The sequence below is a fragment of the Wolbachia endosymbiont (group B) of Scrobipalpa ocellatella genome, from assembly GCF_964188425.1.
In the GTDB taxonomy this organism is placed as follows: domain Bacteria; phylum Pseudomonadota; class Alphaproteobacteria; order Rickettsiales; family Anaplasmataceae; genus Wolbachia.
The window spans coordinates 1005121-1027795 of sequence record NZ_OZ077190.1 but is presented as its reverse complement, the minus strand read 5'-3'; the positions used below and the strand labels follow the sequence as shown (position 1 = coordinate 1027795).

The window sequence follows — 22675 nt, the reverse complement described above, 5'->3', positions numbered from 1 at the left end:
CTGGTACATATAATATGAGTAAAGAAAGGCATAATAGTGTAGAAGATGAATCAGAGATAGAAAGCAAGGTAGTAACAGTTGGCTCTAATCAAGGTTATAAGGCATTGATGATAGTTATGGTAGCGCTCTTAGTTGGTGGAGTGTACTATCTTTATTTTAGTCCTTCTAATAAAGAGGGTCCAGAGATTGTTAAAAAAGAGGAAACAAAGCAAAACATTCAAGAATTGAAAGGAAAGTTAGAACAAGTTCCAGATAATGTAGTAGTTTCCGAGAGGATAGCAACTGATCTCTTGCCACCCTTACCTCCTCTTCCTATCCCACAAGTCATACCAGAAGTAAAACAAATCAAAAAAGAGGAAGTGACAAAAAAAGAAGAGCAACTAAAAGAAATTCCCTTGTCAAATATACCTGTTTTACCAAAGCAAAATTTTCCTTCTGGTAATGTTATTAGCAATTTGCCTACTTCATTTCCTACAATAGGGGGTGGCGGTTATCCTAGAGACAGACGTAGTGCACAAATGTTAGCAATTTCAGGTAGTAGTGGGGAAGGTAAAGCTACAGATGCTGTTTTATCCAATACCTCAGCACAGTCGAGCAAAGCTACCAAAGCTGGAAAGCTTGGTTTAATGATTATTCAAGGTAAAGTTATTGACGCTATTCTTGAAACTGCAATAAGTTCTGACTTAAAAGGAATGCTCCGTGCTGTTGTTAGTAGAGACGTTTATGCAGAAACTGGTGATACAATTTTAATACCAAAAGGTTCAAGGTTAATAGGTGGTTATTCATTCGACTCAAATGTTGCAAAAGCCCGCGTGAACATAAATTGGAATAGGATCATTCTTCCTCATGGTATAGATGTTGCTATTGCATCATCTGGTACCGATGAGCTTGGAAGGGCAGGGATAGCTGGAATAGTTGATAATAAAATAGCAAGTGCATTATTCTCTTCAGTGGCACTTGCTGGTGTTTCGATTGGTTCAGCTGTTGTAGGACAAAAAGCCTCTAATCTTATCGATGCGCTAACTGCCATGGATGCAGTGAAGTCTATTACTGCAACTGAAATAGATATTTCTTCTCTCAAAGGGGCTATTGTTGAGAGATTGGAGAATTCTATAAAAACTGAAGTTGGGAAGGTAGGAGACGAAAAATGGAAATTGGGTATTAGGGCTATTGAAAAAATTCGAAATGCTAAAAGTGATCAGGATTTGCTGAGAATAATAAAGGAAGAAATAGTAAGTGTGATAAAAAGTTCTGGAGCTAGTGGAGTTGATACAATTACTAGTGACAATATCGGTATAACTTTAGACGATGTACGTCAACTGTTGAGGCAAACTCAGAAAAGAAGCAAATCTGTTTATGATGAAGCAATCGGGAAGTCAATCAATGATTTTTCCAAAGACATGCGAGATATAGTTGATAGGAGTGTAGATAAAAAACCAACTATTTATGTTAATCAAGGAACTGCATTGAAAGTATTTGTTAACCAAGATATAGTATTTCCTCCACAGTCAATATTAAATAACTGAAATGAACTATGCTGCACTTGATACATACTTGGAGCCATTACAAGGGATATTTCAAGAGGAAGGTGTAAATGAAATATCAATAAATAAACCGAAGGAAGTATGGATTGAAAATCGCGGTGAAATAAGATGCGAAAAGTTAGAAATATTTGATCTTAATCATTTAAAATCTCTTAGCAGGTTGATTGCTCAAGCTACAGAACAAAAACTGAGCGAAGAGACACCGCTGCTTTCAGCTACATTACCAAATGGTTATCGTATACAGATAGTGTTTCCTCCAGCATGTGAGCCTGATAAAGTAGTCATTTCAATTCGTAAACCTTCTTCTATGCAATTGGCATTGGATGATTATGAAAAAATGGGGGCTTTTTCTGAAACTGTTATAGGAGTGACCGATAATCCAGTAGATCGTCACCTAGATTTGCTACTGAAACAAAAAAAAATAAAAGAGTTTTTAGAATATGCTGTAATAAGTAAGAAAAATATCATAATTAGTGGTGGAACTTCCACTGGTAAAACCACTTTTACTAATGCTACTTTGCGTGCTATTCCATCTGAAGAAAGAATTATTACTGTTGAAGATGCAAGAGAGATAGTTTTGAATGATCATCCGAATAGAGTACATCTTATTGCTTCTAAAGGAGGTCAGGGTAGGGCAAAAGTGACCACTCAAGATTTGATAGAGGCATGTTTACGTTTAAGACCAGATAGAATAATAGTTGGTGAGCTGCGTGGAGCAGAAGCTTTTAGTTTTCTTAGAGCAATAAACACTGGCCACCCAGGGTCAATATCAACTCTTCATGCGGATAGTCCGGCAATGGCTCTTGAGCAAATAAAACTTATGGTTATGCAAGCAAATCTTGGAATTCCCCCAGATCAGATCATACCATACATTAGAAATGTAATTGACATTGTTATTCAACTCAAAAGGACCAGTGGTGGAAAAAGAAGCATTTCTGAAATATTATTTACTAGATCTTCAAATGAAAATACTTAAATTTATACGTAAGTTAAGAAAAAGTAGTTTATGAGTAATGGAAATCACCTACGCAATATTCTCATAGGAGGTGTAGTATCTTTTAGCATACTTGAATTTTGCTTCTATTTGTCTGGTATATTATTCTACCTGTTTGTTGACGGTCCAGATGGTGTAGATTTTAGAGCAATTAATCCTAGCTTGACACCTTTTCCTCAAGCTCTCTGGCCGACAATTTTTGATCATATACAATATTGTTGGCATCATCCAGAGCTATATAGCTTTGAGCTCAAAATTAAATTAGTTGTATCTTCTATACTGCCTCAAATTGTTTTGATGATTATTTTGTGGAATGTGAGAGAAAGACTAATTGAGTGGCGGCCATTTAAAAAGAAAGAATCACTTCATGGAGATTCACAGTGGGCATCAGAGAAAGACATACGAAAAGCGGGATTAAGAAGCAAAAAAGGTCTATTGCTTGGTAAAGATAAGAGAGGATATTTTATTGCTGATGGGTTTCAGCATGCATTGCTCTTTGCACCTACAGGCTCTGGTAAAGGTGTTGGTTTTGTAATTCCTAATTTGTTATTTTGGAATGATTCGGTAATTGTGCATGATATAAAATTAGAAAACTATGAAATAACAAGTGGTTGGCGAGAGCGACAAGGACAAAAAGTATATGTATGGAACCCAGCGCAGCCAGATGGGGTAAGCCATTGTTATAATCCACTGGAATGGATTAGTGAAAAACCTGGACAGATGGTTGACGATGTGCAAAAAATAGCTAACCTAATCATGCCTGAACAAGATTTTTGGCAAAACGAAGCAAGAAGCTTATTTGTTGGGGTGGTACTATATTTACTTGCTGCACCAGAGAAAGTTAAATCTTTTGGTGAGGTTGTGCGTACGATGCGTAGCGATGACGTAGTTTACAATCTTGCTGTAGTTTTGGACACAATGGGTAAAATAATACATCCGGTAGCGTATATGAACATTGCAGCTTTTTTGCAAAAGGCTGACAAAGAAAGATCAGGTGTTGTGTCAACTATGAACTCGTCGCTTGAATTGTGGGCAAACCCATTGATCGATACTGCAACTGCATCAAGTGATTTTAATATTTTGGATTTTAAAAAGAAGAAAACTACAGTTTATGTTGGTTTAACTCCTGATAACTTAACTAGGCTCAGGCCTTTAATGCAGGTTTTTTACCAACAGGCAACTGAGTTTTTATGTAGAAAATTGCCATCGGATGACGAGCCTTACGGCGTATTATTTTTAATGGATGAGTTTCCAACACTTGGAAAAATGGAGCAATTTCAAACGGGCATCGCATACTTTCGTGGCTATCGAGTAAGGTTATTTTTAATTGTTCAAGATACTGAACAGCTTAAAGGAATATATGAAGAAGCAGGAATGAACTCCTTTTTATCAAACTCAACCTATAGAATAACTTTTGCAGCCAATAATATTGAAACGGCTAATTTGATATCTCAGCTTATAGGAAACAAAACTGTACAACAAGAATCATTAAACAAACCTAAATTTTTAGACTTGAATCCTGCATCAAGATCATTGCATATCTCTGAAACACAGAGAGCATTGCTCTTACCTCAAGAAATTATTATGCTGCCACGTGATGATCAGATAATTTTGATAGAATCGACTTATCCAATTAAGTCAAAGAAAATTTTGTACTATAGTGATAGCACATTCACAAGAAGGCTGATTAAACCAACACGTGTGCCTACACAAGAGCCATATGATCCAAACAAGGTCTTTTCTGCTGCTAACAAAGATAAGATTAGTAATGAAGAAGAGAGTAATGCTATTGAAGCTGCTGATTATCCTGTTGAAGCTAAAACTGAAGATGCAATATACGATGAGCCAGGGATTGAAGATGGATTTGAAGACGAGGATATTGATGATAAGTTTGAAGGTGGTGATGGGTTTGATGATGAGGAAGACGATGATGGGTTTGATGATGAAGACAGTAAGGATGAATTTGACGATGATGATGAATTTGAAGATGAGGACAAACTAGACGGCAATAAAATCGAGGATAGAGGTTAATTTTACCTATTTTTTAGCTTAGAAAATAATTAGTTTTTTCATATTAAATCATTTTTAATTAATTAGTACTAGATTAGCTATTTTAACTAGAGGAATAGTCATGATGAGTAAAAAAACATTAGCAGTTACAGCACTTGCTTTATTGTTGTCACAACAATCTTTTGCAAGTGAAACAGAAGGATTTTACTTTGGTGGTGGATATTACGGTCAATATTTGAACTTGGGTAAGTTGAAAGCAAAAATTGGAGGCAAAGATGCTAAAGATGATAACCGTGTATCTATAAATGACATAGACGCTCAGAGAACAGAAGGTCAGTTAATAAGTAAGTATAAAGGAGATTATAACCCACCTTTTGCTGCAAATGTAACGTTTGGTTACACAGGAGAACTAGGCAATAATAGCTATAGAGCTGAATTGGAAGGGATGTACTCTTCTGTAAAAGTAGATAATATTGGTTTATCAAGTAATCAAGTAACTGTTTCGTATCTAAAAGACGTTAGTGAGAGTGCTAATAAAAAAACTTATATGTATAAAACTGTAATTAATCATGACCAAGTAGAAAACGCATCTGTAATGGCAAATGTTTATCATTATTGGAAAAGTGATAGTTTATCTTTTTCTCCTTATGTTGGGGTTGGAGTCGGTGCAACAAGAATGACAATGTTTGAAAAATCGTCAATAAGACCTGCAGGTCAATTGAAAGCTGGCTTTGATTATCGTATAAACGAAGATGTAAATATGCACATCGGATATAGAGGTTTTGGTGTTCTTGGTAGTAATGTTGATTTTGAAGCAGAGGTGTTAGGAGAAATGAAAGCAAAGCAACCGGTAAACCCAGATGGAAAAAAGATATTAGAATTGAATAAAAGTCAAAAACCATCGGACCAGAAGTTACACAAAGAAAGTATCAGTATAGGCAATCAAGTGTTTCACACACACGGTATAGAAGCTGGTCTTACTTTTCATTTTGCAAGCAAAGCTTAACTCTGATAGAGACTATTTTCCTGGTAGCACGTCTGCGTCACACTACTGCAGCTGCTGACTTAGTAGCGGCCGCAGTAACTTCTTTCCTGTCATTCAGTCTCTTTTTTTCTCAGTTCCAGCGTGTAGGGCTGGAACAACAATAAAGAACATATAAAGAATGGTTATGCAAGAAGTCTACTTTTTATTCTTAATTAACTCTAAAGCCTTCTTCAGATCTATACTTTCAATATCTGCATTCTTGCCCAACGCAACGTTTGTTTTACCGCATTTTATATAGAATCCGTACCTACCGTTGCAGATAAAAACTTCTTTTCCCTTTTCATTAAAACCAAGAGATTTTAGCTCTTTGCGTGGGCTGCTCTCAATAATTTGTATAGCTTCGTTTAATTGTGTGTCTAATACCTCCTTAGAGCTTTTTTTAAGAGAAAAGTATCGACCATCATAGAGAATATAGTACCCAAATCGTCCAAGACCTATTTTTACTTCTTTTCCAGTTTCAGGGTGCTCTCCGATTATTTTCGGCAGGGAAAGTAATCGAGTGGCGGTATTTAGATCAATATCATTAACATTTATATCTTTTGGTACAGAAATCTTTTTTTTCTTTTCTGACTCACTATTAAACTCCAGATAAAGTCCAAAAGGACCTTTTTTGATCATTACCTCTTGGCCTGTCATATCATCTATACCCAAACTTTTTGGATATTCTGAATTGTCATTACTGCCCGTAATTTCTTTTGTATGATTGCATGCAGGATAGTTAGAACATCCAAGAAACACACCGGCTTTTCCAAAATTTAATTTCAATATACCACCAGAGCAATTAGGACATTTTTTACCTATTTCTTCCTTTCCTTCCTCTGAGCAAAACCAATTGACTACCAAATCATGAATACCACTAAAAATCTCATCATGTGTCATTTGCTTAACAGAATTTACATGATTAAAAAATGGCACCCAAAAATAGCCTAGTTCTTTTTTCCAATCTGCATGTCCATTTGAGATTGAATCAAGCCTTTCTTCCATTTGTGCTGTAAAGTCATACTCTACACAACGCTGAAAAAAAGTTTCCAAAAATATAGTCACGATCTTACCGCGGCTGCTTGGAATAAATCTTTTGTTATCCAATGAAACATATTCACGATCTTGTAATACCGAAATAATTGTTGCATAAGTTGATGGGCGACCTATACCGACTTCTTCCATTTTTTTTACTATACTCGCTTCACTATAACGAGGTGGCGGTTGAGTAAAATGCTGTTTCGGATCAACAGAAATCAACTTGCACGCTTCCTCTTCCTTCATGGCAGGTAGCAGGCCTTCATTTTCGGCTTCTATGTTATCTTGATAAACTTTATAAAAACCATCAAAGAATATACTTGATCCACTTGCTCGCAGAATCACTTTCTGGTCAATAGAACTAATTCCAACTACCACTTGATCAAGAATCGCCGATTCCATTTGACTTGCGATGGTTCTTTTCCAGATTAAATCGTACAATTTAAATTGCTCTGGCGTTAAGTAATCCTTAATACTACCCGGTGTTCTATTAATATCAGTTGGCCGGATTGCTTCATGTGCTTCTTGAGCATTTTTGACCTTTTTTACATATTTACGAGGAGACTGCGGTAAATATTTATCACCATATAATGACTTAATTGATCCCCTGATTGAGTTTATAGCCTCATCTGCAATATGAAACCCATCTGTACGCATATAAGTTATCAACCCTACGGTTTCACCACCAATATTGATACCTTCATATAAATTTTGCGCTACTCGCATAACATTTTTCACATTAAAATACAGTTTATTCACTGCATCTTGCTGAAGACTTGAGGTGATAAATGGAGGAAGCGGGTTTCTCTTAACTTGCTTGCGTTCTACTGTGCTTACAGCATACTGCCTTGACTCGATCTCCCTGACTAAGTTCTTTGCCTCTTCTTCATTTTTAATATCAAATTTTTCTAGCTTTTTATTGTCATAGTGGCTTAGCATAGCAAAAAAAGCCTCATCTTTGCTATTTTGCATTTCTGCCTTTATGCTCCAATACTCCTGTGTTATAAACTTACTGATTTCATCCTCTCGTTCGCATATAAGCTTTAATGCAACAGACTGCACTCGCCCTGCAGATTTGCTTCCCGACAATTTTGTCCACAGCAGCGGTGACAAGCTAAATCCAACTAGATAATCCAAAGCTCTGCGTGCTTGCTGTGCACGCACTAAGTCCATATTAATTTCACGTGGATTTTTTATAGCTTCTTGCACTGCTCTTTTTGTTATTTCGTTAAAGACTACTCTATGAATGTTGCTTTCATCATTGATTGCTTTTCTTTCCTTTAGTGCCTCTATCACATTCCAAGCTATTGCTTCCCCTTCTCTGTCTGGATCTGTTGCAAGGTATATATCTGATGTTTTACTAGCTTCCTTGACTAACTCTTTTACATACTTTTCTGCTTTTTCAATAATCTCATACTTCATGGCAAAGTCATTATCAGGATCAACAGAACCATTCTTCGCTGGCAGATCTCTGACGTGGCCAAAAGATGCAGCCACTTTGAATTCTTTACTCAAATATTTACCTATCGTCTTTGCCTTTGCTGGCGACTCAACTATTAATAATGCCATAATTATTAGTACTTAAAGGTAATATGTTGAAATATATAGAATAAAAAGTAAAAAAATATTTTAATGGTCTTTCCAATTTTTCTAAGTAATTGTTTGATGTTCGCAAAAAAACTAATGAAAGAACCTGCTTTATAAATTTTTTCAACTCCCTTACCATAAGGATAACGCTATACTATTTATCTTCGTCTGTGCAGATTAAACGACAAAAGCATAACGCAGTTGTCGTCTTATTTTTAATTTTTTGCACTATGTGCATCTTATTTCTTTACAAAACTTCCAGTTTTTTAACCATATAAGCTGAAACGGGCTGTTTAAGACAGGCCAATTTTCAGGATTAGAGCTAGCTAATAGGGGGTTTCTTTTGTCTTTTTTCTACTTGGTAAATTTCTTGATATTTGTAACTAAAGTAATTTAAGAGAGGTGTCATCCCAGTGTCGGAGCACTGGGATGACAAGAAAAGGAGTACTGGAATGACACATTCCACCATGTCATTCCAGCGGATGACCAGATTTTTTTATTTGATCCCAGACTGGCTGGTTATGCAAGTTCCAATTTTAATAATATTTACATATAAGCCATACGCTTGAGTTGCAAAGTTCTAAAAAGCAGCCAAAATAAAAATAAGTAGACATTTACAAATTAAACTAAGTGTACAATCAACAAACAAGAGTATTGATTGCAACAATACTCTGTAGAATCGCAATATGGTATGACCATATGCTCTTTATTGATCTGGTTAATATAATTAGTAGAGAATTTTGTTATGCAAAAGATATCTACTACAGCATATTGCAATTGTTTGGAATTGCAGGACTGGGTGCAATGGTAAGACCACTTGGTGCATCTGTATTTGGTCACATTGGTGATAGGTATGGAAGGAGAATGGCGTTAACGATTGCTATCTTGCTAATATCGATTCCTTCTAGTCTCGTTGCGTTTATTCCAAGTTATAGTAAAATAGGAATAACCTCTACTATGTTGCTTCTTACAATCCATCTGATACAAGGGGTTGCACTTGGCGCTGAGCAAGGAGGTAGCTCTGTTTATCTCATAGAGCATTTACCTAATAAGAAAAAACTAGGAATGTTTTTTGGAATAATAAGTTTTGGTCGCTCTATTGGCATATTGCTCTCTGTGGTTGCAGTGATCATCTGTAAAAAAACCACTGATTTTAACGCTTGGGGTTGGAGGCTGCCGTTTATTTTTTCAGCCATTTTAGGATTAATAAGCGCATATAGTATATATACACTAGGAGAAACTCCAGTGTATGAAAAAAATCGAGAACAAAGAAATTTACCTAATTTACCAATAATAGAGCTTACAAAACGCTATAAAAGAGCCCTGATACTTGCCATTTTAATATCTGTACCTGTTAATGTTGCTGTTGGATTTACCATATTTCTTAGAACAATTGCAAAAGAAATAGTGTCTGTTGAAACTTATGTAACAACGTATGTCAACGAAGTTGTACTCATTATAACCAGTATATTAATGCCGATATCTTCAATAATGCTTGGAATTTTAGCTGATAAAACAGGAAGAGAACGCACTGCAATCTTATTTATAGTGATAACAATGGTATTATGTTGTCCTATGTTATCTATTGCATATTACTATAAAAGCTATCTTATAATCATGTTGAGTGTTATGGCTCTTTCTATAATCGAGAGGGGTATTAATCCTATAGGGATAGTTACTGCTGAGCTTTTTCCTACTAATGTTAGATTTAGTGGTGTGAGTTTATCACGTAACATTTCTTATGCCCTGCATGGTGGATTTACTCCTATGATATGCACTGGGTTTACTATAATGTTTCCTAAAATAGACTTTGCTGCTGGGCTTTATGTAATTTTTTGCTTATTAGTCAGCTTAGTAGCAATATTGCAAATAAAACCACAAGATAAAAAGTGTGATTGGTAATTTTCTCTATTTAAATTTATTTCACTTATTTAGCTAATTTTTATTAGAATTATAATTTTGGCTTTTATGAAAACTGCATACGTATGTCAATTCTGCGGTCATAGCACTGGAAGGTGGGTAGGAAGGTGTATTGCATGTGACAGTTGGGATACGGTTGTCGAAGAAATAGTACTAAAAACAGAAACGAGAAGTACATCTGCACCAATTTCAATAAAAGCGTTATCAGATAGTGAAATTATTACCCCCGATCGTTTTTTAACAGGAATAGAAGAGTTAGATAGAGTTTTTGGTGGAGGTATCGTTCAAGGTGCTAGCATTTTAATTGGTGGTGAACCTGGAATTGGAAAATCTACTCTTTTGCTTAGGATTGCAGCTAATGTTGTACAACTTTCCTCTTTTGAATGTCTTTATGTATCTGGCGAGGAATCTTTAGAGCAAGTGAGCCTCAGAGCAAAGCGTCTTAAGATAAATGAACCTAAAATTAAGCTTTTATCTACAGTATCTTTAACTGATGTAGTAGCAACAATAAGGAAAAATAAAAGTATTAAGTTCTTGATAATTGATTCTATACAAACTATGTATGATAGCAAAGTCACATCAGCACCAGGAACTGTAACTCAAGTCCGTACCTGCGCTCATGAATTGACTGTTCTTGCAAAGCAATATGGTGTTTCTCTCTTAATAGTTGGCCATATAACGAAAGATGGACAAATAGCGGGACCTAAAACCCTGGAGCATATGGTAGATACAGTACTATATTTTGAGGGTGAAAATAGTAATCAATATCGCATTTTACGTACTATTAAAAATAGATTTGGCCCTGCAAATGAAATTGGTGTTTTTGAGATGTCTAAAGCAGGACTCATGCCTGTTGATAATCCATCATCATTATTCTTGACCGTACATGATAGAGAAGTAGTTGGCAGCGCCGTATTTGCAGGAGTTGAAGGCTCAAGACCAATCTTAATGGAAGTGCAAGCATTAATAGCAAGGACTAATATGGCAACTCCAAGAAGAGCAGTAGTTGGTTGGGATATTAATAGATTAGCTATGATAATCGCGGTTCTAAGTGCTCGTTGTAAAATGTTTTTGCATGATAAAGAAGTATACCTAAACATTGCGGGAGGACTCAAAATACAGGAACCATCAGCTGATCTTGCTGTTGCTGCTTCTCTTATTTCAAGTTTAGTAAATTTACCGCTACCAACTTCTTCAATAATCTGCGGTGAGGTTGCACTTTCAGGAGAAATTAGAAATGTTTCGCATGCTGATCTCAGACTAAGGGAAGCACAAAAGTTAGGATTTAAAAAAGCGATTATGCCTAAAAATGGCAATTATTCTTCTCATGATATTGAGATAATTAAGCTTGGTCATATAAAAGAGTTAAAAGAGATCTTCAATCACAGTTAAATATTATCTGCATGAACATTTTGCTTGCGAGAAGGATGTCTTCCATAATGTCATTCAAGTAGCTGACACTGGCTTCTTTTTTTCTGGATTCCAGACTGGAATGACACCATCATACCTGTTGGAGTATGTATGTAGCCTTATCTCACACTCCTGTCATGCCAGTGCCCAGACACTGGCATCCAGTCTTTTCGTCATCAAAAACATTGTAAAGTGTTTAGCTGGATTCCAGCAGGCTTTGTTGCACCACTCAAGGAAAGAACAGGCAGTTACTGATGGAATTTGTTATAAAATAGATATTTAGCCGACAAAGGAAAAATATGCCAATAAGAATGAAAGTCAGTAACTGCAATGAATATAACAAATTTCTTCAAGAAAGGGGAAATGTTTTTCATTATATCAACGATGCCATTGAAAATTGGTACGAAAATAGTCCAAAAGTAGCAGGTGGCAACAATGTCTACAGCGACAAAGTAGTGATTCTAATTCACATAATAACCTATCTATTCAGGATTGGTCTTAGGCAAACAGTGGGATTTATAGAGAAATATCTTGAGCAAATAGGGAAAATTTTGCAAATTATCAGCTATTCGCAGGCTTCAAGAAGGTTTAAAAAGCTTAATATCAAAATCAACGACTGCAGAGTTGATAAGAACGATATGGAAGATATTGAAATTGCTATAGATAGTACAGGTATCAGCATCTACAATAATATTCCAGGCCATAGTAAGGCAAATGGTACAGATAGAAAGTATCGCCGCTATGAGCAAACAAGATGTAATGCTAGAGATAGGTAGTAAAAAAGTTATAGCTGCAAAATACAGTAGTGGAGTTTATTCCGACCACTATGGAGCCTGTGATCTTATTGAAAGAGTGGATACCAAGTATAACATAAGCACGATATATGCAGATAGATCGAAAGAAGTTATACAAACTGTGCGATGAGCTTGACATAAAGACAAGGATTCCTCCGCAAAATAATGCAGTAGAGCATCCAAAGTTGGATTATATGAATGAGAGAAATTCTACAATCAAGCTCATAAAGTCATATGATGAAGATGGTATGAAGAGGTGGAAAAAAGAGATAAATTATTGGAAGAGATCTTATATAGAAAGTTTTTTCTCGCGACTGAAGCAAATATTTGGATTTAGTTTTAGGAATAAATCTGAGATTAATCGTGAGAAGGAACTGCTACTCAAGTGTTATTTGCTTAACAAATTTACTGAAATAGGCATGGCTAAGTTTGATATAGCTTCATGAATTTATTATACATTACCCACTATCCGAAGAGCTGTGCAACAAAGCCATTCCAGCGTCACGCGCTGGAATGACATTAAATGATTTTTCTTTGAATTTGAGTTATGCAAGTAGCCCCTTTGTTGTCATGCAAGTAGCCCCTTCGATGTCACCCGAGTAGCCCTCTTCCTGTCATCCCAGTACTGGGATCCAGCCTTTCTTACCAACAAAAAACTTGGCACAACTTGCGTGCTCAAAAAATTCCTAGATTCCAGTACTGGAATGACACCCTTTTAGAAGTTCCTTCTGGATAAAAACTATTGTCAAGCACTGGAATGACATGATTCGACTTGCATGACCAGACTGTGTAGTAATTCTCTTTATTCCTCGATTTGCCACTTACTTCCTCGAGAAGATACATCACTCAATGAAGAGCTTACTGATGAACTTCTAGATAAGCTTCCAGATGATAGCCTTATATCCTTGTTTTTAGTTTTCCCGTTACTATATTTCTTATCTGGCTCATCTTTTATGTTATGCTCCTTCTTGAAATTTTTACAGAAAGTGCGAAGATATTTTATTTCGCCTTCCTTTTCTGTAGTTTCGCTTATTTTATCGATTAAGCAAATCAGATTTGCCATTGAGAATCCCTTACTAGCCTGTACAAGAATTTTCATATCGCTATCTTTTAACTTTTTGATGAGCCGTTCTTGTAATATTTTTTGACGTGTATCGTCTTTATCCAGCCCAGGAACCTCAATACACTCCAAACGACCACCCCTAATAAGCGCAGGATCTAAATGATTCTTATGATTAGTTGCAGCAACTACCGTTATATTTTTTGAGGATAAAAACTCTTGATCCAATTTAGTGAGTAAATGAGTTAAAGGTCCTGCATTTTCACTGGAAGTGCGCTTTTTGCCAATGCCGTCAATCTCATCTATAAAAATTATACACGGACTGTTTGTCTCTGCTTTCTCAAAAATTTGATCTATATTCGATTTATTAGACAAACAAGATGCAGAAATAGATATAAACGCAGATAGAGATTTAGTTTGATTTGCAATTGCCTTACTAATACTAGTTTTACCAGTTCCTGGTGGACCGTACAAGAGATATCCTCTGCCTTGTAACTCACAAATCCCTTTCAATTTTTCTTTTATGTCATTTGGTAATATAATATCACTAAATGTTGTATTCCACCCTCTTTCTTCACCTTTTGCGTAAAATTCCATATTCAGCTTTGCTTCTACTTCATCTATTGCAGTACTATTAATTAACTGTGCAGAAAGGTCACTAACCTCTTTTTTTAACCCATTCACTTCATCTTGCGTTACAAAATTCTCTAAAATTCTATGAACTTTTTCTTCTAGACCACTAAACCCGTATTTATTTTCTTTATCCTTTCCATCTTCTAATTCTTCTTTAATTGGAGTTAGCTTATTTTCTTCTTTCCTTAACCCTTTATTCGGCTCTTCGACTTCAGCTTTCGAGTTTTCTTGAGATTTTTTATTTTGTTTAATCATTTTATATGAAAACACAATTACTACTGCAGAAAGCGCAAATAAAATAAAAATAACAGGGGGAGCTATATTTAAAGCTGCAACTGAAGATAAAAATGCAACGTAAGGAGCTACAGCAAAAACTCCAGATGTAATTAATGTAAGGGAAGCAATAGCACCAGCTATAAAAAAAGTTATATTAGCTCTATTAGACATATTTTAGCTTATAAACAGTTAATTTATAAATAATACATTTAAAGAGTACAAGCTTTTCATAGTAAAGCAAGACTAATTAAAGAGATAACTCAAGGTGTCCTTAATCAATCTATGATCGAGGTATTATGCAGTATTAAGATATAAGATGGTATGTTGTATTTTTAATTCAGTGTTCTTTTTCTGTCATTCCAGGGTACTGGAATGACAGATGCTATGATAAGAAATTCAATAACTTAAAGTAGGTAATTAAAGCCTCTAATTAAAATATGAATCTATAGTTATCATAAGCAACACTAAAGAAGTGCGGAAGTAAAAATTTACGAAAGAGCATTATGTATACGTATGCTTTGTAGATCTACACTTTGCCACCCTTCTGTTAAGCTTTGCCTCCCTTCCATTACGTTTTGTCGCTCTTTTATTTCTTTTATTTCGTTATCGAATTTTGACATTAGATATTTAACATAACCAGATGTTAATGCTGTTGATGCAGATACAGCTATTGCTGCCGTAACAGATGTTAATGTAATTTCCATTGTCTCGGTTATAAAAAGCGTCGATGTTACAAAATTCCCTAACATGGCAACTAAGCCACCAACAACTACACTACCTTGAACTACTTTATTTTTTAAAAACCCTTTTATACTCTCTACCGTATCTTCTTGGTGATTTATAATGGCATAATACAAAGGAGTTTTCTGCAAACTATCTTTTTTATAAACATCTGCACCTCTGTCTAGTAGAGCATCTACTATCTCTAAATAGCCATTTTTAGCAGCATAATGCAAAGGAGTACTACCATTTCTATCTTTTACATGAACACTTGCGCCTTCAGCTAACAGAGCATCTACTACCTCTACATGGTTACTTAAAGTAGCATAATGCAAAGGAGCACTACCATTTTCATCTTTTACATTAATATCTGCACCTGTTTTTAGTAGAACATTTACTACATCTATGAATTTATATATAGTAGCATAATGTAAAGGAGTACGACCATTTCCATCTTTTATATTAACACCTGCACCTCTCTTTAGTAGAGCATTTACTACATCTATGAGTTCATATATAGTAGCATAATGCAAAGGAGTACTACCACTTCTGTCTTTTACATTAACATCAGCACCTTTTTTTAGTAGAGCATTTACTACACCTACACATCTACTATAAACGGCATGATGCAAAGCAGTCTCTCTATTTTCATCTTCTACATGAACATCCGCATGCCTATCTAATAAAACATTCACTAAATCCTTACAGCTAGATGCTGCAGCTGCAATTAATAATGTAAATTCGGCATCAGGATCACTTTGGATGAATGTATGATTTATACTAAAATTTTTATTTTCCCACTCTTGATACGCTATTGTATCTTCCCTTCGCAATACCTCTTTTATTTTATTAATTACGTTATCTTTATTTACACTTGCATCTTTATCAATTGCACTTAATATCTTTTTCAGATTTTCAAAATTCATCTTTACCTCCTATAACTTTACGTTGCAGTTACTACACAATTACAAACAAAAGTAAACACATTTTTGTAAATTATTTAGAAAAAGAATCCATTAAAAAAGTCAGTGATTTGCAATAAATAACTGATCCATTTAATTGAAAGAAATATGTGATGTAACTATAGTCATTATAAACAACAATAGAAAAAACACGGAAGTAAAAAATTTATACTGATCTTATCATATTTATTATTAGCATAATTATAAACATGGGAAAGCAAATACAAGTCAACTTATCTAAAAAAATAGTGAGAGGGTCTTATCTGGCGCAAAATGGATGGCCAACCTTAGTGAAAATTATTTTGCATCATTGAATAATAACAGCATTAAACCAGCCAGCTCTATAAGAAAACTAATAGAGGCTTTTTTACTTGTTCCAATTATTACATCCAGTGCTATTACACTAGCATGTACCTATTTTTTTCTGAATGCAGTGAGTATTCAAAAATATGATTGCAGCTTTGAATAAGGGAAAAATTATGGCGCCTATGATTTTTGAAGGCTATTGCGATACAGACGTTTTTAATAGCTAGTTCAAGCTTTTTGCTGGGTGATTTTGGATAATGCAACTTTTCATAGAAAATAAGTGACTTTGTTAAAAGTGTCGGTGCTGAAGTTATATATCTGCCTCCATATTCTCCTGATTTTAATCAAACCATTGGTTTGTTATAAAAAATTTAGCCAGAAAGAATATTCAGCTATTCGAACTATTAGAAAAAGAGCTATAATTATAGACTCCGTATACACTATAACTAGACTTTTTTTTAAGAGGAATGATACACAAGTTAGTACTAAGACACTAAACAGTTTTCAAAAATGAAAATTATACCTTAAAGCTGATTTTCATACAGTTCTTGCAAGCGATAGCACTCTCACTTCTCTGGCACCAGAGTTTAAAATTTCCTGAGAGCAAGACCTTGCGGTTGCGCCAGTTGTTACTACATCATCAACCAATATCACGATTTTGTTTTTGATAATTTCGCTGTTACTTACTTTAAAAGTATTTTTCAAATTTTTTTCACGCTGTTTAAGTGAAAGACCAGCTTGAGGTTTGGTGTGACGAATACGTTTTATTGCAAATGGTGTATAAGATAAATTAGATAACTTACTTAATTCCTTCGCGAGCAATGCTGCTTGATTATATTTACGTTTAAATAAGCGTATTTTATGTAGCGGTATGGGAACTATGACCTCTGCATTTTGAAACATGTCTTTGTTAGCTTTGTACATCCACTTTGCATAGACTTTCACATAATTTAAATTATCAAAAAATTTAAAATTTATAATCATATTTTTGCTATGTTCATCATAAGCAAAAACTGATCTTAATACTTTAAATGGTGAAGGGTTACTGATGCATTTACCACATGTATCAATGTTATCTGGAATTACTACACCACAAACATTACAGTAATGCTTAGTTAAAAAATTGATTTTTTTATTGCATTCACTACATAAATCATAACTTTTATCAATTATACGTTCACAACTTACGCATACGTTTGGAAATATGAGATCTGTAGCTTTTTTTAATAAGAGAAGATTCATGAATTAAATATGTTAGGTATACCTTTTAAAATGCTCCTCATAACCTAATTATTAAGAAATAGTCGATACTTGATCGTGTGTCCAGAGAAGGCAAGTATGTTCAGTGGGAGGTAGACCCACCAGGATAAAAGTCGAAGTCCTGTAGCTAGGGTAGCAATGTGGAGGGAAAGCAAAATGTTGAAGCCTACCGACAACGTTATCATAGGATAATGGCGAATTACTAGGCCGTAGCGAAAGCAAACACATAGGTGGCCTCGAAAACGATAAGAACTGAAGGCTGAGCCAGCGGTCAATGGGCGAAAGCAGAATAGGCAGTTGAAAAACGACTGATACAATTGTTCTACTTCAGCGGGGTGGTAGTGATAGCATGGTAATGAGGACATACAAAGCAACTGGAGAAGCCCTCCTCATCCCAAGGAGAAATACCTTGGAGTGGTAGGTTCTATAACTGGAAAACAGGAAAAGAACAGAAGATGAGAGGGTGGCGGATGGGTGCGTAGTAGTAAAGAAGTGAGGTAACTCTCATGGAGCAAAGGCACCCTACTAGTAGAAATCTTTTAACAAAAAGGAAGGTAAAGGTAAAAATGATAAAAATGCCAATAAAATTACAAGACCTGAGAAGAAAGATATATACCAAAGCGAAAACAGAACCGGAATGGCGATTCTGGGGAATCTATGTTCACGTCTGCAAGATGGAGACACTAGAAGAAGCATATAAGCTGACAAAGAAGAGCAAAGGGGCACCAGGAATGGATGGGGTGACATTTGAATCGATAGAGGCAGAAGGCTTAGAAAAGTATCTTCAACAAATAAGACACGAACTAATAACCAAAACCTATAGCCCAAATAGGAACCGGAGGAAGGAAATACCAAAAGTTGGGGGAAAACTCAGAACGTTGAACATACCCTGCATCCGGGACAGAATAGTGCAAACAGCACTGAAGCTAATACTTGAACCAATATTTGAATCTGACTTTCAGGACGGATCATATGGATATAGACCTAGGAGAAAAGCGCATGAAGCAATTGATAAAGTATCGAAAGCAGCAATCAAAGGCAATACAAAAGTTATTGACATAGATCTGAAATCCTACTTCGACAATGTGCGACACCATATTCTTATGGAAAAGATTTCCAAAAGAGTAAATGATAAAGAAATCATGCACTTGATCAAGCTAATCCTCAAAGTAGGAGGGAAACGAGGAATAGCGCAAGGATCACCACTTTCACCACTAATAAGCAATATATACCTAAATGAGGTAGATAAAATGCTAGAAAAGGCAAAAGAGGTGACTAAAGAAGGAAAATATCAACATATAGAATATGCCAGATGGGCGGACGATTTGGTGATACTGATAGATGGCCACCAGAAATGGGAATGGCTAGAAAAATTAGTGTATAGAAGGGTACAAGAAGAATTAGCAAAACTAAAGGTAGAAGTAAATAAAGAAAAGACAAAAGTAACTAACCTAAAGGAAAGAGAGACATTCAGCTTTCTAGGATTTGATTTTCGAGAGAAGATCACAAAACAAGGAAAGTGGAGGGTACAAACAACACCACAGATGAAAGCGCGGACAAACTTACTTCAAAAATTGAAGGAGGTATTTCGCGACCACAAATCGCAACCAATATGGAAAGTGATAAATATCATTAATCCAATACTGAGAGGGTGGACAAACTACTTTAGGATAGGAAACTCAGGTCGAAACTTTAACTACGTGAAACTATGGGTAGAGAAGAAAGTAAGACGTAAATTAATGAAAGCTAGAAAAGCAAAAGGATTTGGCTGGGAGAGGTGGAGTAGCGAATGGATATACGAAACACTAGGTCTATATAAAGACTATAGATTAAGATATTACGTTCCGAAAGCAGCCCCAGTACAAGATGTTATAAACTTTGGTAAGAATCTGCTAGGAAAGCGTAGTGCGGGAAAACTGCATGCTGCGTTTGACGAGGCGGGAGCTGGAAACGTAAACATGGGAATTTTGGATTGAGGCCCAACATGAAAATAATGGATCAGCCACCAAGCCCTAAAGAGGCGCGCCAGTTCTCGACCCTACCAATAAATATGTTTTAAGATACTTGCCTGTAACGCTTTTTGGAGTCTGTGCAACTTTTTCTGGAGTTCCTACAGCAACCACTTCGCCACCTTTTACTCCACCCTCTGGACCAATATCTATTATGTAATCAGCAGTTTTTATAACATGTAAATTGTGCTCAATAACTATAACAGTATTTCCTAAATCAACTAGCCTATGGAGTATTTTCAGTAAATTATTTACATCTTCAAAATGTAACCCAGTTGTTGGCTCATCGAGAATATACAATGTTTTCCCGGTAAATCGCTTTGATAGTTCCTTAGACAGCTTTATTCGTTGTGCTTCACCCCCGGACAACGTTGTTGACGACTGTCCAAGCGTTATATAGCCAAGCCCTACTTCCTGTAAAGAAATCAACTTTTCCTTTATCATTGGAAGATTTTCAAAAAAGTCACATGCTTGATCTATTGTCATATCAAGCACATCAGAAATTGATTTTCCCTTGTAAGTAACTTCCAATGTTTCTCGGTTATACCTCTGTCCTCTACATTGCTCACATTTCACATAAACATCCGGTAGGAAATGCATCTCGATCTTTAAATGCCCATCACCTTTACAAGCTTCACATCTTCCTCCCCTGGTATTAAATGAAAATCGGCCTATATTGTAACCTCGTGCCTTCGACTCTGGGAGACCTGCAAACCAATTTCTGATGTGAGTAAACATACCAACATATGTTGCTGGATTTGATGCTGGGGTCCTACCAATTGGCGATTGATCAACTTCTATAATTTTATCTATATACTCAAGGCCTTCTATTTTGTCGCATTGACCATGCCTTGCAGATGAATGATTTATCTTGTGTGCTGAGTATTTATATAATGTTTCTATCACTAAACTTGATTTCCCTCCTCCTGATATTCCAGTAACACAAATAAAATTCCCTATAGGAAATTCAACATTTATATTTTTTAAGTTGTTCTCACAAGCATTAACTACCTTTATGAACTGAGTTGTTTGCTTTCTTCTTTTTGAAATTGAAATTTCCTTCTTTCCACTTAAATACTGTCCTGTTATGCTCTCTGAATTTTTTTGTAACTGATCTGGTGTTCCTTCTGCAACAACTTTTCCTCCGTTTACACCAGCTCCAGGACCAATATCAATCACATAATCAGCAGCCATTATTGTGTCTTCATCATGTTCAACAACAATCACAGTATTACCCATGTCTCTCAGATTTTTAAGTGTGGCAATTAATCGATCATTATCACATTGATGAAGGCCAATTGAGGGTTCGTCAAGCACGTATAGCACTCCTGTTAAACCAGAGCCAATTTGCGAAGCAAGCCTGATCCTCTGGCTTTCACCACCAGAGAGAGTGCTAGATTCACGGTCAAGTGTAAGGTAATTTAGCCCTACATTCTTTAAAAATGTCAGCCTTTTGATTATTTCGTTTAATATTTTATTTGAAATTTGCTTATGTTGTTCTGTGAGCTTGTCTGGCAAATTTTCAAACCAATCAAGGGATTCATCGACGCTGAGCCCTGATATTTCACCTATGTGTTTTTCATCAATTTTCACTGTAAGTGCTTCTTTTCTCAATCTATAGCCAGCACATTCTTTGCAGTCAGTAACAGAACAATACCTATCAATAAGTGATGCATCGTAATCCATCTGGCGTTCTAGGATACTGACCAAACCTTGAAATTTCATTTCTCTAGAGCCAAAAAGTATTAAATCCTTCACTTTTTGGTCTATATTCTTCCACGGAACATCAAGACTAAATTTGCAATTTTCAGCCAGTGACAGAATTGCATTTTTTAGCAATCCATAGTTTGTATGCACTTGACGGAATATTGATCCAATTGGCTTTAAAGCACCTTCAGATATCGAGAGCGTTTCATCTGGCACTATTAGCTTTGCATCAACACTTAGCTTTTTACCGAGCCCATTGCATGAACTGCATGCACCGTAGGGGCTGTTAAAAGAAAACAATCTTGGCTCTATTTCTTCAAGAGTAAAGCCAGACTCAGGACATGCAAAATTCTCTGAGAAAGTTAAAGTTTGACCATTTTTATACTCGGAATTGTGGTTATCAGGTAAGTTAACTATTTCTGCATACATTAAGCCATGGGCAAGTCTCAATGCTGATTCTATACTGCTTGGTAGTCGATTTCCTATATCATCTGATATGGACACTCTATCTGCAATCACAAAAATATCATGTTTCTTGTTTTTATCGAGCTTAGGCAAGTCATCTATATCACATATTTCACCGTTTATTTTTAGTCTTACGTAACCCTGCTTTTTAATTTCCAGTATCTCTTTTAGATGCTCTCCCTTTCTACCACGTACAATAGGAGCAATTATATATACTTTAGTTTCTAAAGGTAATGCTGTAATAGTATCTACAATTTGAGATACAGTCTGTTTCGTTATTGGCAATCCAGTTGCGGGTGAGTAAGGAATGCCTATTCGCGCATATATTAAGCGTAGATAGTCATAAATTTCAGTAACGGTTCCAACAGTTGATCTTGGATTTTTTGAGATCGATTTTTGGTTAATTGATATTGCAGGAGAGAGGCCTGTGATCGATTCAACGTCAGGTTTATCTTGAATATTAAGAAATTGACGTGCATAAGCCGATAGACTTTCGACGTATCGGCGTTGGCCTTCTGCATAAATCGTATCGAATGCGAGGCTAGACTTACCAGAACCACTTAGTCCAGTTATAACAACTAACTTATTTTTTGGTATATTGACATCAATACCCTGCAAATTATGCTCTCTTGCACCTTTAACTCTGATCATACTTCATGTACCTTTGACCATTACAGCCTCAAAATACATAAACTTACAACAACTTTCTACTAATTTTTTCAACTATTACGGAAAACGAAGTAGCACAACTAGTGCAAAACATTTTGCCATACAACTATATAAACATCTGTTTTCGCCAAGTTAGTTCGTACAACAAATGGTGTCATAAAAGTATGTTTTCTACAATCTCATCAAAAACATGCTTACCAATTTTTGGAAACAGGAAATTTTATTTTATATAAAATATAGAATTTTGATAAATTTAACTTTTTTGTGAGATTATGCAGCGATAAAAA

The 22675-nt window shown here is 35.6% G+C and carries 15 protein-coding genes and 1 pseudogene; 11 read left to right on the top strand and 5 right to left on the bottom strand.

Going from position 1 to position 22675, the window contains the following annotated elements; all coding sequences use genetic code 11:
* Window positions 1-14 precede the first annotated feature (14 nt).
* The 4 genes from AB3210_RS04740 to AB3210_RS04725 all read left to right on the top strand — a co-directional run bounded on the left by AB3210_RS04740 (window position 15) and on the right by AB3210_RS04725 (window position 5554).
* Window positions 15-1526: a TrbI/VirB10 family protein gene (locus AB3210_RS04740; RefSeq protein ID WP_007302611.1), complete on the top strand. Its 1512-nt coding sequence runs from the start codon at window positions 15-17 to the stop codon at window positions 1524-1526.
* Between the two features lies 1 nt (window position 1527).
* Entirely contained in the window at window positions 1528-2520 is a 993-nt protein-coding gene (gene virB11, locus AB3210_RS04735) for a P-type DNA transfer ATPase VirB11 (protein WP_007302612.1), read from the top strand.
* 30 nt (window positions 2521-2550) lie between these two features.
* On the top strand, window positions 2551-4569 hold the full coding sequence (locus tag AB3210_RS04730) for a type IV secretory system conjugative DNA transfer family protein (RefSeq protein ID WP_052265036.1): 2019 nt from the start codon (window positions 2551-2553) through the stop codon (window positions 4567-4569).
* Between the two features lie 100 nt (window positions 4570-4669).
* Complete coding sequence (locus AB3210_RS04725; RefSeq protein WP_213863946.1) at window positions 4670-5554, top strand: P44/Msp2 family outer membrane protein; 885 nt, start codon at window positions 4670-4672, stop codon at window positions 5552-5554.
* 174 nt (window positions 5555-5728) lie between these two features.
* Here AB3210_RS04725 and topA read toward each other — a convergent pair whose 3' ends face one another.
* Window positions 5729-8179, bottom strand: a complete 2451-nt coding sequence (topA, locus tag AB3210_RS04720; RefSeq protein ID WP_096097247.1) for a type I DNA topoisomerase — start codon at window positions 8177-8179, stop codon at window positions 5729-5731.
* Window positions 8180-8827: 648 nt separating this feature from the next.
* Here topA and AB3210_RS04715 point away from each other — a divergent pair.
* From AB3210_RS04715 to AB3210_RS04695, 5 genes are all read left to right on the top strand, one after another.
* Window positions 8828-10099, top strand: coding sequence for an MFS transporter (locus AB3210_RS04715; RefSeq protein WP_052264750.1), 1272 nt, complete (start codon window positions 8828-8830; stop codon window positions 10097-10099).
* A gap of 66 nt (window positions 10100-10165) precedes the next feature.
* The gene (radA, locus tag AB3210_RS04710) at window positions 10166-11509 is read left to right on the top strand and encodes a DNA repair protein RadA (protein WP_052264751.1); all 1344 of its coding nucleotides are present in this window, start codon (window positions 10166-10168) and stop codon (window positions 11507-11509) included.
* A 317-nt stretch (window positions 11510-11826) separates the two neighbouring features.
* Window positions 11827-12303, top strand: a complete 477-nt coding sequence (locus AB3210_RS04705; RefSeq protein ID WP_019236989.1) for a transposase — start codon at window positions 11827-11829, stop codon at window positions 12301-12303.
* On the top strand, window positions 12269-12451 hold the full coding sequence (locus tag AB3210_RS04700; RefSeq protein WP_038227351.1) for a hypothetical protein: 183 nt from the start codon (window positions 12269-12271) through the stop codon (window positions 12449-12451). Before AB3210_RS04705 ends, AB3210_RS04700 begins: the two co-directional genes overlap by 35 nt.
* Window positions 12411-12767, top strand: a complete 357-nt coding sequence (locus AB3210_RS04695; protein ID WP_007301972.1) for a transposase — start codon at window positions 12411-12413, stop codon at window positions 12765-12767. Before AB3210_RS04700 ends, AB3210_RS04695 begins: the two co-directional genes overlap by 41 nt.
* A gap of 356 nt (window positions 12768-13123) precedes the next feature.
* Here the strand turns inward: AB3210_RS04695 and AB3210_RS04690 are convergent, their stop codons facing one another.
* Together AB3210_RS04690 and AB3210_RS04685 are read right to left on the bottom strand one after the other, a co-directional pair.
* Window positions 13124-14461, bottom strand: coding sequence for an AAA family ATPase (locus AB3210_RS04690; protein ID WP_367363633.1), 1338 nt, complete (start codon window positions 14459-14461; stop codon window positions 13124-13126).
* Window positions 14462-14778: 317 nt separating this feature from the next.
* Window positions 14779-15936 carry an ankyrin repeat domain-containing protein gene (locus AB3210_RS04685; RefSeq protein WP_052264780.1) on the bottom strand — a complete coding sequence of 386 codons (1158 nt, stop codon included), beginning with the start codon at window positions 15934-15936 and terminating at the stop codon, window positions 14779-14781.
* Window positions 15937-16418: 482 nt separating this feature from the next.
* Between AB3210_RS04685 and AB3210_RS04680 the strand changes: the two are divergent.
* Window positions 16419-16700, top strand: a pseudogene (locus tag AB3210_RS04680) (transposase); the annotation flags it as partial.
* Window positions 16701-16815: 115 nt separating this feature from the next.
* Here AB3210_RS04680 and AB3210_RS04675 read toward each other — a convergent pair.
* A complete protein-coding gene (locus AB3210_RS04675; RefSeq protein WP_010405036.1) occupies window positions 16816-17520 on the bottom strand; it encodes a ComF family protein in 705 nt (234 codons plus the stop codon).
* A gap of 524 nt (window positions 17521-18044) precedes the next feature.
* Here AB3210_RS04675 and ltrA point away from each other — a divergent pair.
* A complete protein-coding gene (gene ltrA, locus AB3210_RS04670; RefSeq protein ID WP_230609206.1) occupies window positions 18045-19514 on the top strand; it encodes a group II intron reverse transcriptase/maturase in 1470 nt (489 codons plus the stop codon).
* A gap of 36 nt (window positions 19515-19550) precedes the next feature.
* On the opposite strand, the gene uvrA is transcribed toward ltrA, so the two are convergent.
* Entirely contained in the window at window positions 19551-22370 is a 2820-nt protein-coding gene (gene uvrA / locus AB3210_RS04665) for an excinuclease ABC subunit UvrA (RefSeq protein ID WP_230609134.1), read from the bottom strand.
* Window positions 22371-22675 lie beyond the last annotated feature (305 nt).

Coding starts and splice junctions, on each gene's coding strand:
- AB3210_RS04740 (WP_007302611.1), top strand. CDS start 15: ATGAGTAAAGAAAGGCATAATAGTGTAGAAGATGAATCAGAGATAGAA.
- virB11 (WP_007302612.1), top strand. CDS start 1,528: ATGAACTATGCTGCACTTGATACATACTTGGAGCCATTACAAGGGATA.
- AB3210_RS04730 (WP_052265036.1), top strand. CDS start 2,551: ATGAGTAATGGAAATCACCTACGCAATATTCTCATAGGAGGTGTAGTA.
- AB3210_RS04725 (WP_213863946.1), top strand. CDS start 4,670: ATGATGAGTAAAAAAACATTAGCAGTTACAGCACTTGCTTTATTGTTG.
- topA (WP_096097247.1), bottom strand. CDS start 8,179: ATGGCATTATTAATAGTTGAGTCGCCAGCAAAGGCAAAGACGATAGGT.
- radA (WP_052264751.1), top strand. CDS start 10,166: ATGAAAACTGCATACGTATGTCAATTCTGCGGTCATAGCACTGGAAGG.
- AB3210_RS04705 (WP_019236989.1), top strand. CDS start 11,827: ATGCCAATAAGAATGAAAGTCAGTAACTGCAATGAATATAACAAATTT.
- AB3210_RS04700 (WP_038227351.1), top strand. CDS start 12,269: ATGAGCAAACAAGATGTAATGCTAGAGATAGGTAGTAAAAAAGTTATA.
- AB3210_RS04695 (WP_007301972.1), top strand. CDS start 12,411: ATGCAGATAGATCGAAAGAAGTTATACAAACTGTGCGATGAGCTTGAC.
- AB3210_RS04690 (WP_367363633.1), bottom strand. CDS start 14,461: ATGTCTAATAGAGCTAATATAACTTTTTTTATAGCTGGTGCTATTGCT.
- AB3210_RS04685 (WP_052264780.1), bottom strand. CDS start 15,936: ATGAATTTTGAAAATCTGAAAAAGATATTAAGTGCAATTGATAAAGAT.
- AB3210_RS04675 (WP_010405036.1), bottom strand. CDS start 17,520: ATGAATCTTCTCTTATTAAAAAAAGCTACAGATCTCATATTTCCAAAC.
- ltrA (WP_230609206.1), top strand. CDS start 18,045: ATGGAGCAAAGGCACCCTACTAGTAGAAATCTTTTAACAAAAAGGAAG.
- uvrA (WP_230609134.1), bottom strand. CDS start 22,370: ATGATCAGAGTTAAAGGTGCAAGAGAGCATAATTTGCAGGGTATTGAT.